We start from the raw sequence: 12,067 nt of genomic DNA, 5'->3' as shown, positions 1-12,067 counted from the left end.
TTATTTATTTAGTAAATTTTTGTAAATCTGTTTCAACTTTAGCATTCATTTCGTCTGCTTCTTTTTTATATTTTGTATCGCTTTTAAACTTTAATAAGTTATTGTACGCTACTTTGGCAACATTTAAACGATCATGCATTTTTGATGGAATACTGTTTATTGCCAATTTGTATGCCGAATCGTATTTATAAAACAATGCGTCTTCTTTAAAAGGTGTTCCAGGGAAATCTGCAATGAAATTATCAAAAGCAATTAATGCTGATTTATAATCTGAAATCGTATTGTATCCTTTTGCATTTTCGAATGCTTTTTTCTCCAGTTTTCCGTTTAAAACCTGTACAGTCGCATTCGCCTGAACAATGTATTCTGAATTTGGATAATTATCTATAAAAGCCTGTAATTTCTCTAAAGCCTTAACTGTATCGGTTTGATCTAAACTATAAACAGGAGATAATTTAGAATAACTGTATGCTCCTAAATATGCAGCTTCCTGAACTTTTTCGCTTCGAGGATATCCTGAAACAAAGCTTTCAAATTGATAACCTGCTAAGTAATATTGTTTTGTTTTATAATAGGACTGAGAAAACATATAAAATAATTTTTCAGCCTGAGGTTTACCTCTATAAGTAGGTGCTAATTGTTCAAAAAGACGAATGGCTTTATTGTATTTGCCTGCTTCGTACATTTTTGTTGCAATTTCAAACTTTGCCGCAACATCTTCATTTTTTAATGCTTTCTGGTAATCACTACAAGAACAAAAAAGGACAACAACAATTAATAGAGATACTATTTTTTTCATTTTCTTACTTTTATTATGATTTCTTAGACAATTATGCCAAAGCAAAATCACACCGAAGTTCCGGTGGCAAATTTAGTTATTAATTTAGCTACTACAAAATATTTTTTGGTATATTAAAATACCCTTAATCCTGCTCTACTCTTATGCTGCTTTTAACAAATTCATTCAGCCTTTTAGCTAACGAATCGTCAACAGAAACCAATGGCAAACGTACTGTATTGTCAGCAATACCAAGGGCTTGAAAAACTTGCTTGATTCCGGCAGGGTTTCCTTGCTCGAAAATCATATCAATACAATCTGATAAAAAGTATTGGGTTTTAAATGCTTCTGTTACTTTTTTATTCAGACCTAAACGTATCATTTCTGAAAATTCCTTCGGAAAACCTTGTCCGATTACTGAAATTACTCCTGCTCCACCGGCTAAAACAATCGGTAATGCGATCATATCATCTCCTGAAATTACAAGAAAACCTTTTGGTGCATTTTTTATCAATTGCATTGCCTGCACAACATCTCCTGCCGCTTCTTTTATAGCTACAACATTATCAAAATCTTTTGCCAGACGAATTACTGTCGATGGCAACATATTACTTGAAGTTCTTCCGGGAACGTTATATAAAATTACCGGAATTGGTGAAGCTTCGGCAACGGCCTTAAAATGTTGATATATTCCTTCTTGTGTTGGTTTATTATAATAAGGTGAAACGGAAAGAATTGCTTCAAAAGCTGAAAAATCTCTTGTTTTTAATTCTTCAACAACCTGCATTGTGTTATTTCCTCCAACACCTAATACTAAAGGCAATCTTCCTTTATTGGTATCGATTACTGTTTTTATAACCAATTCTTTTTCGGCTTGTGTCAGGGTTGCATTTTCTGCTGTTGTCCCCATAACTACAAGATATTCTACTCCTCCATCAACAGAAAAATTTACAATTCGCTGTAGTGCTTCAATATCAATTGAGAAATCTTTTTTAAATGGTGTTACAAGTGCAACGCCTGTTCCTATTAATGATTGCATATTATAATTTATATTTTATTTTAAACTTTTTAAATACTTAAACAATTCAGAAATGAAAAGTTTATAATTCTCTATATCGGTATCTATCATCCATCGATTTAATTTTTTATCAACGGCGGCAAATCCGATTTTAAACTTCGCTTCTGATTTACTTGTTATTAACATTAGAAATGATTTTTCAATTTCATAATAACTAATCAAAAGGTCAAATTCTGTCTCAATAAATTCAGTTAAGAAATCTTCTGCAATCTCAGCTCTCCAATTGATGTGTTTTTTACCAAAAGTAGGCCTTGAATACGTTTTTTTCTTGTCAAATTTATCTCTATACGCAACAATCTTTATGTTCTCAGGAGCAATTCCCTGCAGGGTTAATTCGTTGATTAACTCTTTTGAATGCCTAAACTTACTCTCATCTACCAATAAACCAACTGTTTGTATACGGCTAGTAAAAACTTCTCTTTTTACATTATGTAAGTTATTTTTTAATGATTTTTTTACAAAAAATTCCTTTGTATAATTTAAAAACATAGTACTTTTACTAATTACAAAATTAATTATTTAAGTCGCATTTAAAATGGTAAAACTAAAAAAGTATAACGGAGTTTTAAAACTTTTTGTTATATTCTTAACACTTTTTTTTATAGTTTCTTGCAGTCCCAAAAATTATAATCTTACGAAGATAGAAGGAAAGCAGCTTCCGGTAACAGAAAAGGCACAAGAAACCCCAGAAATCGAAAAATTTATTGCTCCGTATCGCGAGCATATTAATAAAGATCTAGATAGCGTTTTGGCATATTGTCCTGAAACTTTAGACAAAAGTACGGGAAAATGGCAAACTACCATTGGTAATTTAATGGCTGATGTTTGTGTAGAAAGAGGAAATCTGATTTTTAACGCACGTGAGAAAAAAAGTATCGACTTGTGTTTATTGAATCATGGCGGTATAAGAGCTATTTTACCTAAAGGAAATGTTACCAGCAGAACAGCTTTTGAAATTATGCCTTTTGAAAACAGCTTGGTTGTAATGGCTTTAAAAGGAGATCAAATTCTTGAAATCGCTTCTTATATTATTAAGGCACAAAAAGCGCAGCCATTATCCGGAATGACTTTTACAATAGGTAAAGATAAAATTGCAAAAAACATTTTAATTCAGGGAAAACCTCTCGACATTAATAAGATTTATTATGTTGCTACAAATGATTATTTGGCTAACGGCGGCGACAGCATGAATTTTTTCTCTAAAAGTGTTCAGAAATTTGATTTGAACTATAAACTTCGAGATGTATTAATTGATTATTTTAAAGAAGTTGATACAATTCCTGTAGCGAAAGATGTTCGTATTACTGAGGAATAAAAAATAAGTTTGCCACGAATTACAGTAATTTACACCAATTCTGTGTGTGCTAAAAAATAATCTACCGACAAAATACATTCTTGTTTCGGCAAAAAATATATAAAATGAAAAGAAGAGAATTTATCGAAAAAACTGCTGCTAGTACTGCTTTATTAAGTTTAGGTTTGTCATTAAGCAGTTTTGAAACTAACGATATTAAGCATTTAACTATTTTACATACGAATGATGTTCACAGCCATATTGATCCTTTTCCGGCTGATGATCCTCGTAATGCGAATAAAGGTGGTGTATCACGTCGTGCTGCACTTATTGAAGCTATTCGTAAAGAAAACCCGAATGTACTTTTGCTTGATGCGGGAGATATTTTTCAGGGAACTCCGTACTTCAACTATTATGGTGGAGAACTTGAGTTTAAATTAATGAGCATGATGAAATATGATGCATCTACGATTGGAAATCATGATTTTGATAATGGTCTTGATGGTTTGCATGCTCAAATGCCACATGCTACTTTTGAATTTATAAATTCTAATTACGATTTTAAAAACACTGTAATGAACGGTCTTGTGAAACCGTATAAAATCTTCAATAAAAACGGAATTAAGGTTGGTGTTTTTGGTTTGGGAATTGAGCTTGATGGTTTGGTTGACAAACAAATGTATAAGGAAACGGTTTATAATAATCCTGTTGAAATCGCTCAGGATATGACGCGGTTATTGAAAAAGGATGAAAAATGTGATTTGGTTATTTGTCTTTCGCATTTGGGTTATAAATATGGTAATGAAGATTCTAAAATTTGTGATCTAAAATTAGCTGAATTAACTCAGGATATTGATCTTATTATTGGCGGACATACGCACACATTTCTTGATAAACCAACTATTGTAACTAACAAAGCGGGTGAAAAAGTACTTGTAAATCAGGTTGGGTGTTATGGAATTAATTTAGGAAGAATAGATTTTTATTTTGACAAAAATAAAGCGCATACTAATGAAGGAAAATCAATTATCGTGTAATAGTTTTTTATGCGATTTTGCTTTTTCGAGAAAGTAAGCGACCATAAAGTAATAGGCCAAAATTTGAGTTACGTCGCGAATTAAAACTAATACAATCGAATAGGCGAAATATTCGTTGAAGATGTAGAATATATCTGAAAATATATAACTAATTGCCATTAAACTCATTAAAAAAGAGACGTATGTGCCTTTGGTGATGTAACTTACAAAGGCATAATAACTTAAAAGACTGAGTACAATTCCGTAAAAAGTATAAATAAAATTAAACTTTTTCATATTGTCTGATTGCAGGCTTAATACGGAAATTAATAGGTAGACTATAAAAATAATTACTATTGAAATTGGCAGAATATTTTTTTTGCTGAATTTTATTTTTTCGTGGTCGACAATTATAATTCTTAAGAGCAACATATAGACAATTAAGAAACTTAAAACACCGCCAATCTCAGAAATCTCTACATCCATTAATTCGAAAACTTGTCCTGTAAAACAAAACAGAAAAACTAATCCTTCAGTTTTTCCCATTTTATAATCGTTGCTAACTAAGAAATAGAAGAAAATAGCAGGCAATACTATTGTTTTGGCATAAACTGCCAAGAAGTCGTGCTGCATACAATCAAAAATAATGGTAAACAGTAACGCTAAAAAATAAAGAATTAACGACGGCTTATTAGCTTTCATTCAATTTGGTTATAAAATCTTCTTCAGACAATATTGGGATATTCAATTTACTGGCTTTTTCTAGTTTGGCAGGTCCCATATTATCTCCGGCAACGACAAAATCTGTTTTTGTAGAAATTGAACTTCCTACTTTTCCTCCGTTATCTTCAATTGTTTTCTTTAATTCGTCTCTTGAGAATTGAGCAAAAACTCCTGAAACTACAAATGTTTTTCCGATAAATTTTTCTGTAGCATCTGGATTTATGTTTTCGACAATTTCAAATTGAACACCATAACTTTTTAGACGTTCTATTATTATTTTATTTTCTTCGTTTTCAAAAAATTCAATTACGCTTTTTGCAATTCTTTCGCCTATTTCATCTACAAGAATTAAATCCATTAATGAAGCCTGACTTAGCGCATCGATATTCTTGTAATGTTTGGCTAATTTTTTAGCTACGGTTTCGCCAACAAAACGAATTCCGAGTGCAAACAATACACTTTGAAACGGAATTTCTTTTGATTTCTCTACGCCATTCACTAAATTTTCTGCTGATTTCTTTGCCATTCTTTCAAGATGCAAAATATCATCAACTTTTAATTCATAAAGATCTGCATAATTATGAACTAAATTGTTATTGAAAAGCAGTGCCACTGTTTCGCCGCCAAGACCTTCAATATCCATTGCTTTTCTTGAAATATAATGCTGAATTCTGCCTATAATTTGCGGAGGACATCCATAAAAATTAGGACAATAATGATTGGCTTCGCCTACATTTCTAACCAGCTCTGTATGGCATTCCGGGCAATATGAAATATATTGGGTAGGTTCTGAATTTTCAGGACGTTTTTCTAAATCTACTGCTATAATTTTTGGAATGATTTCACCTCCTTTTTCAACAAAAACGGTGTCATTTATTCTAATATCTAATTTTTCGATTTGATCTGCATTGTGCAATGATGCTCTTTTTACAATTGTTCCTGCCAATTGTACTGGCGCTAAATTGGCAACTGGCGTAATGGCTCCGGTACGGCCAACCTGATAGGTTATCGAATTTAATTTGGTCGAAACTTGTTCTGATTTAAATTTATAAGCGATTGCCCAACGTGGCGATTTTGCAGTATATCCTAATTCATTTTGATAATAACAATCATTAACTTTAATTACAACACCGTCTGTTTCATATGGCAAATTATATCTTGCTTCATCCCATTTTTCAATAAACTTAAGTACCCCATCCATGTTTGATGCAAATTCAAATTCTTTAGGAACTTTAAATCCCCATCTACCTGCACATTTTAAAGCTTGTTCCTGTGTATTCCAACACATATCTTCACTTGTAGCTCCTGTTAAAAAATATAATAAACATTCTAAAGGTCGCTTAGCTACCTCAGCACTATCTTTCAGTTTTAAACTTCCGGAAGCTGTGTTTCTTGGATTTGAATAAGGTGTTTCTCCAATTTCAATCAAATCTTTATTCATTTTTTCGAAACCAGCAAATGGTAAAATAATTTCACCTCTAATCTCAAATTTATAAGGGTAATCATTACCCTTTAGTGTTTTAGGTACCGTTTTTATAGTCCGAATGTTATTCGTAACATCATCTCCCTGAAATCCGTCTCCACGAGTTAATGCTCGATGCAGTTTTCCATCAATGTAAGTAATACTTATTGATGCTCCGTCATATTTTAATTCACATACGTATGATAATTCTGAATCAATACCTAAAAATTTCTTATTTCTCTTTTCCCATTCAAATAAATCTTCTTTTGAATATGAATTTTCTAAAGAATACATTCTATTCTCATGTGGAAAAGTTTGAAATTTATTAACAACAGAACTACCTACTCTTTGCGTTGGGGAATTTTCATCGAAAAATTCGGGATGTTTGCTTTCTAAATCCTGTAGTTCTTTTAATTTAATATCAAAATCATAATCTGAAATTGTGGCATTATCAAGTACGTAATAGTTGTAATTGTGCTGATTAAGTTCGTCGCGTAAGGCCTGAATTTTTTCTTGAATACTCATAAAATATTAAAATAGTGCGGATATTGTCATTTAGAAAACTGCTCCTCAAAATTAAGATTATTTTTAATGAAAAGTAAATAAAACGTAAAGTTTTAAAAAATCAAAAATCAAGCTGCAAAAAGATGCAACTTGATTTTCTTCTTGTCCATATTCTTAAAAAGAATTAAACAAAAACCAACTTCCAAATGGTTTTAACATTCATATTTAGGCCCACAATAATGTTGGTTAATTTAGTCATGTTTATTTTTGAATTATTATAAAATCAGAACGTCTGTTTAGCAAATGTTCTTCTTCTGTACATTTTACGCCATTTTTACATTTATTTATTAATCGGCTTTCACCATAGCCTATCGCGCTTTCTATTCTTGAGGCATCAATGTTTTGTGAAATAATATAATCACGTGTTGATTTTGCTCTGTTATCTGAAAGTTTCAGGTTGTAGGCATCTTTTCCGCGAGAATCTGTATGAGACTCAATTTTGATTCTGATGTTTGGAAATTTTTGCATGATGAAAACTACTTTTGTCAATTCTTCTATTGCCAAAGGTGTTATAGCATATTTGTCGTAATCAAAATAAATTGGATTGACATCTACTTTTTCTACTCCTTTTTTCTTCACTACTAAATCATCATAATTGCTTAGTTCAAAATTAATATTCGGAATTTCACCTTCATTTTCTTTTGTGGTTTCTACTGTTTTTTCATCGCTGCTGTAGTTCGGTTTTGCTGCGATCATTTTAACTGTTTTTCCGCATGGAACCACTAAAGCATATTTACCTTCATAATTGGTTTTTGTTTGACCAAGAATATCATTAAAAGAGTTATATCCCATAATAACAACATCAGTAAGCGGTTTTCGAGTTTTTCTGTCTAATGCCATTCCGGAAATAGTCTGGTTACAAACCGGATCTCCTTTTGTAAATGAGTAAATATCGTCATCGCCTTTCCCTCCTTCTCTATTTGAAGACATATAACCGGCATGACCTGTTTTATCAATTACAAAAGCAAAATCATCTTTATTACTGTTTATGGGTGCTCCAAGATTTTTTGGGTCTGAAAAACTTCCATCAGATAAAAATTTACTTTCATAAATATCCAGGTCTCCTAACCCGTAATGTCCATCTGAAGAAAAATAAAGCGTTCCTTTACTAAAGAATGGAAAAAGATCATTACCGATAGTATTAATTTTTGGTCCCAGATTTTGTGGAGAACTCATTGTTCCGTCAGCGGCAATTTTCACTACATATAAATCGGTTTCACCTAATCCACCAGGCATATCTGATGCAAAGAAGAGCCATTTTCCATCTTCACTTAATGCCGGATGCCCAACGGAATAATCATCGTTATCAAAAAACACTTTTTGTGGATTTTCTAATTTATTACCGTCGACTATTGAACCTTTTACAATTTGAAAATTATTGGTTTTTGTTTGATCTACGACCAATTTGTTTTTTTTAACAATGTTGGTTGTATAATAAATTGTTTTTCCGCTGGCATCAAAAGTTGCTGTGGCTTCGTGATATTTTGTCATTACATTTGACAGAAATACTTTTTCATTGAATAAACTTGCATCGGCCGGATTTCTTTCGGCAACATATAAATTCAGAAAAGGCTGATTGTTCCAGGTGTATAATTTTTCGCTAAACTTTGTTGTATCTCTTGCCGAGGTAAAAACAACTTGTTCCTGAAAATATGTAGCTCCAAAATCAGATTTACTGCTATTTATGGCTAGATTTTTTATGTCATAAAGCGATTTTGATTTAGAGAGACTATCTAATTGGAATTTTTGAATAAGATATCGGTTGATCTCATTTTTATCTCCTTTTTTATCCAGATATTCTTTAGTCACTCGATTCGCTTCATCGTAGTCCATTACGGCTTTCATCGATTGAATATAGCGCAAATAGTAAATATCAGTTAAGTTATTTCCTTGTGCTTCGTATAATTTTCTGTACCATTTCAATGCATTTCTGGAATCAGAAATAAAATAATACGAGTCAGCGGCGTTCTTTAAAGTTTGTGTCGAAGGATTTTTTATGTTTTGTAAAATTTCTTCGTAATCTTTAGAAGCATCTGCGTAAGCATAGTTTTTGAACAATGCATCGGCCTTTTTTAAATTAGTCTTTTGAGCAAAACAAATCGTAAAACTCAATACTAAACTAAGTATATATAATTTTTTCATAGGATTGTTTTTTAGAAGAATCGAGGAGATTTAATTTTGCTTTCACCTTTGTTAAACTGATAACGCAATATGATTTCGTGCGAACCGTCGTTGTATTTATTCAGGTCGCTCACGGTATAATCAAATGCATATCCGATGTAAAAACTTCTGGAGATTTGAAAACCTGCCAGGAAACTTACAGAATCATCTGTTCTGTATGCTCCACCAATTACAAATTTCTCTGCAATCATAAAATTCGCCGATACATCAGCAGTAAGCGGAGCACCGCTTACTGCTTTTACTAAGAATGCAGGTTTGAATTTTAAATTCGGACTCAAATCAAAAACATATCCTCCCATTAAATAATAATGCAAACGATCATAATCTATCGATTCCTGCACATCATCATAATAGCTATTTTCTATAAAACTAGGAATCGAAACTCCTAAATACCATCTATTTGTATAGTAATAAATCCCTGCTCCAACGGCCAATTTCATTTGGTTATCGATGTTTTGGTTTAATAAAACGTCGTTGTTGTTGTAGTATCTTCCTTTCGACCAGTCTACGTTTAACATACGCATACCGGCTTTAAGACCAAATGCTAATCTTTTTTCATATCCAAGCGGTATTGAATAGGCAAAATTTCCATCTAGGTATAGTTCATTTGATGGCCCGATTTTGTCATTTACGACACTTAATCCCAAACCGATATTCTCATTTAAAAGTGGTCCGTGAATAGAAAATGACTGTGTTTCGGGAGCGCCATCAATACCAATCCATTGTGAGCGATACAAAAGTGCTGCTTCTAAATTACCGGTAGACCCGGCATAAGCCGGATTGACTACCATTGTGTTATACATATATTGTGTATACTCGGGATCTTGTTGTGCACTCGCACTAAATGTTATAATAGAACATATTAAGATTAAATACGTTTCTAATGATTTTATATATAGTTTCATAACGATACTTATTTAGTTTAATTAATTAGATGATTAATCATGGTGCTTATCTCATTATAGATAACCATCCTTTTTTAACCGTTCCGTCTCCAATGTCTATCACATAAAAATAAGTACCAGTAGGCAACATATCTCCTCTATTTATAACTCCTGATACATTGGCTGTTCCGTCCCAATCATTTTCGTATTTCTTTTGGCTGTATACTAAAGCACCATATCTGTTGTAAACTTTTAGTTCATTGTTTGGATATGATTCGATACAGTCAATTCTGAAAAGATCATTTGCACCGTCGCTATTTGGAGTAAACTCGTTATAAACGGTTAAACAAATTGGTTCTACAAAAGCCGAAGCTGAATTATTTGTTGGATCAACATCTAAAGGAGTTGAAATTTCTATTGTTGCTACGTTTGTATAATTACCGCTTGGCAATACAATAACTCTAATTTGAAGTGTTTCGCTTTGTCCTCCATTTAATGTTGGAATTGTCCAAACTTGCGTATTAGGATCGTAAACTCCTGCTGATGTTGAAGATGATACTAAAGTATATCCGCTTGGTATTAAATCACTAACAAGTGTGTTAATGATAGTTCCCTGACCAACGTTGTTTACTGTTACTGTAAAGACTATTTCATCTCCAAAATTAGGAGTTGGGTTACTAACTGTATTGGTTATTGTAAGATCTGAACAGGTAGCTACTGTAACATTTAATGTTTTGGTAGTCGTTTCGTCACATGTATTGATGTATGTTACCGATACTGTTCCGGCTCCAACATCTCCCCATGAAACTGTTACTGTTCCATCTGCATTACCTCCACCAGAAGTTATAGTTCCTGTTGTGCTAACAGACCAAACATAATTTGATTTTCCGTTTGCAATTGAATAGGTAATTCCTTGGAAAACACATGGTGTATTATCACTTGCAGTAATTTGATACAATGCATCATTTTCAAATCCAACTGTTATTGCTAAACGTGTAGCATTGTCACAACCATTTGTTGTATTACTAAGTAAGGTTGCATAATAAGTAGTTGCAGTAAGTAATGTATTTGCTGCTAATGGAGTTCCTCCTGTTGCAGTAGTGTACCAAACCACATTTGGCTGATTTACCTGAATATCTGCAATTGTTGGTGCTTTTGATAAACAAAATGTTTGTGTTGTGCTTGTTGTTGTAACGATACCTGGTGTATTTACATTTACTGTTACGACTAATCTTAAAGCATTTTCACATCCTATAATGCTTGCAATAGCTCCATAATATGTACCTGTTGCTAAAGCTGTTGTTGCAGGTATTGCTGTTCCTCCTATTGGAGTACTATACCAAACTACATTTGCTTCGTTTACCTGAATATTAGCAACTGTTGGTGCATTTATTGAACAGAAGTTTTGTGTTGGTGCATTTGTTGTTGGTGTTGCAGTAGGGTTATTTATCGTTACTGTTACTACCAATCTTGTTTTACTTTCACAACCTGTTACCGGATCTACAATCGCTCCGTAATAAACTCCGTTTGCTAATGCAGTTGTAGGTGTAATGGCTGTTCCGCCTGTTGCTGTACTATACCAAACTACATTTGCTTCGTTTACCTGAATATTGGCAACTGTTGGTGAATTGGTAATACAGAAATCCTGTGTATTATCTGTAGTTGTTGGTGTGCCCGGATCTGTTACGCTTATTGTAACGGCTAATCTTACTGCACTCTCACAAGTTGTTACAGGATCTACAATAGCTCCGTAATAAACTCCGTTTGTAAGTACTGTTGTTGGTGCAATGGCAGTTCCGCCTGTTGCTGTACTATACCAAACTACATTAGGCTCATTTACCTGAATATTGGCAACCGTAGAAGCATTTATTAAACAGAAATCCTGAGTGTTATCTGTAGTTGTTGGTGTGCCCGGATCATTTACCGTAACAGTAACCGCTAATCTTATTGAACTTTCACAACCTGTTGTTGGGTCTAAAATGGCCGCGTAATATATTCCGTTTGCCAAGACTGTTGTTGCAGGAATTGCTGTTCCGCCTGTCGCTGCACTATACCAAACCACATTTGGTTCATTTACCTGAATATTG

10 protein-coding genes are annotated in these 12,067 nt (G+C 32.9%); 2 read left to right on the top strand and 8 right to left on the bottom strand.

The window, feature by feature from the left end:
- Window positions 1-4 precede the first annotated feature (4 nt).
- The 3 genes from GKZ86_RS03715 to GKZ86_RS03705 all read right to left on the bottom strand — a co-directional run bounded on the left by GKZ86_RS03715 (window position 5) and on the right by GKZ86_RS03705 (window position 2,345).
- On the bottom strand, window positions 5-799 hold the full coding sequence (locus tag GKZ86_RS03715; protein WP_154781771.1) for an outer membrane protein assembly factor BamD: 795 nt from the start codon (window positions 797-799) through the stop codon (window positions 5-7).
- Window positions 800-923: 124 nt separating this feature from the next.
- Window positions 924-1,817: a 4-hydroxy-tetrahydrodipicolinate synthase gene (dapA, locus tag GKZ86_RS03710; RefSeq protein ID WP_154781770.1), complete on the bottom strand. Its 894-nt coding sequence runs from the start codon at window positions 1,815-1,817 to the stop codon at window positions 924-926.
- Window positions 1,818-1,832: 15 nt separating this feature from the next.
- Window positions 1,833-2,345: a hypothetical protein gene (locus tag GKZ86_RS03705; protein ID WP_154781769.1), complete on the bottom strand. Its 513-nt coding sequence runs from the start codon at window positions 2,343-2,345 to the stop codon at window positions 1,833-1,835.
- A gap of 46 nt (window positions 2,346-2,391) precedes the next feature.
- On the opposite strand from GKZ86_RS03705, the gene GKZ86_RS03700 reads away from it, so the two are divergent.
- Together GKZ86_RS03700 and GKZ86_RS03695 are read left to right on the top strand one after the other, a co-directional pair.
- On the top strand, window positions 2,392-3,171 hold the full coding sequence (locus tag GKZ86_RS03700; protein ID WP_154781768.1) for a 5'-nucleotidase C-terminal domain-containing protein: 780 nt from the start codon (window positions 2,392-2,394) through the stop codon (window positions 3,169-3,171).
- Between the two features lie 104 nt (window positions 3,172-3,275).
- The gene (locus GKZ86_RS03695) at window positions 3,276-4,187 is read left to right on the top strand and encodes a bifunctional UDP-sugar hydrolase/5'-nucleotidase (protein WP_154781767.1); all 912 of its coding nucleotides are present in this window, start codon (window positions 3,276-3,278) and stop codon (window positions 4,185-4,187) included.
- On the opposite strand, the gene GKZ86_RS03690 is transcribed toward GKZ86_RS03695, so the two are convergent.
- From GKZ86_RS03690 to GKZ86_RS03670, 5 genes are all read right to left on the bottom strand, one after another.
- On the bottom strand, window positions 4,173-4,868 hold the full coding sequence (locus GKZ86_RS03690; protein WP_154781766.1) for a hypothetical protein: 696 nt from the start codon (window positions 4,866-4,868) through the stop codon (window positions 4,173-4,175). The two genes, GKZ86_RS03695 and GKZ86_RS03690, sit on opposite strands and share 15 nt — an antisense overlap.
- Window positions 4,858-6,876, bottom strand: a complete 2,019-nt coding sequence (ligA, locus tag GKZ86_RS03685) for an NAD-dependent DNA ligase LigA (RefSeq protein ID WP_154781765.1) — start codon at window positions 6,874-6,876, stop codon at window positions 4,858-4,860. Before ligA ends, GKZ86_RS03690 begins: the two co-directional genes overlap by 11 nt.
- A 240-nt stretch (window positions 6,877-7,116) precedes the next feature.
- Window positions 7,117-9,057, bottom strand: coding sequence for an OmpA family protein (locus tag GKZ86_RS03680; protein ID WP_154781764.1), 1,941 nt, complete (start codon window positions 9,055-9,057; stop codon window positions 7,117-7,119).
- A gap of 11 nt (window positions 9,058-9,068) precedes the next feature.
- Complete coding sequence (locus GKZ86_RS03675) at window positions 9,069-10,001, bottom strand: type IX secretion system membrane protein PorP/SprF (protein ID WP_154781763.1); 933 nt, start codon at window positions 9,999-10,001, stop codon at window positions 9,069-9,071.
- A gap of 46 nt (window positions 10,002-10,047) precedes the next feature.
- The coding region (locus GKZ86_RS03670) for a gliding motility-associated C-terminal domain-containing protein (protein WP_154781762.1) at window positions 10,048-12,067 on the bottom strand (2,020 nt) is incomplete at its 5' end.

The sequence above is a fragment of the Flavobacterium sp. LC2016-13 genome (assembly GCF_009707955.1).
Lineage (GTDB): Bacteria > Bacteroidota > Bacteroidia > Flavobacteriales > Flavobacteriaceae > Flavobacterium.
The sequence above is the reverse complement of the archived record's forward strand: the minus strand, read 5'-3'. Positions and strand labels throughout refer to the sequence as shown.

Excerpts from the sequence above, each read along its gene's own strand:
- GKZ86_RS03715 (WP_154781771.1), bottom strand. The coding sequence starts at position 799 with ATGAAAAAAATAGTATCTCTATTAATTGTTGTTGTCCTTTTTTGTTCT.
- dapA (WP_154781770.1), bottom strand. The coding sequence starts at position 1,817 with ATGCAATCATTAATAGGAACAGGCGTTGCACTTGTAACACCATTTAAA.
- GKZ86_RS03705 (WP_154781769.1), bottom strand. The coding sequence starts at position 2,345 with ATGTTTTTAAATTATACAAAGGAATTTTTTGTAAAAAAATCATTAAAA.
- GKZ86_RS03700 (WP_154781768.1), top strand. The coding sequence starts at position 2,392 with ATGGTAAAACTAAAAAAGTATAACGGAGTTTTAAAACTTTTTGTTATA.
- GKZ86_RS03695 (WP_154781767.1), top strand. The coding sequence starts at position 3,276 with ATGAAAAGAAGAGAATTTATCGAAAAAACTGCTGCTAGTACTGCTTTA.
- GKZ86_RS03690 (WP_154781766.1), bottom strand. The coding sequence starts at position 4,868 with ATGAAAGCTAATAAGCCGTCGTTAATTCTTTATTTTTTAGCGTTACTG.
- ligA (WP_154781765.1), bottom strand. The coding sequence starts at position 6,876 with ATGAGTATTCAAGAAAAAATTCAGGCCTTACGCGACGAACTTAATCAG.
- GKZ86_RS03680 (WP_154781764.1), bottom strand. The coding sequence starts at position 9,057 with ATGAAAAAATTATATATACTTAGTTTAGTATTGAGTTTTACGATTTGT.
- GKZ86_RS03675 (WP_154781763.1), bottom strand. The coding sequence starts at position 10,001 with ATGAAACTATATATAAAATCATTAGAAACGTATTTAATCTTAATATGT.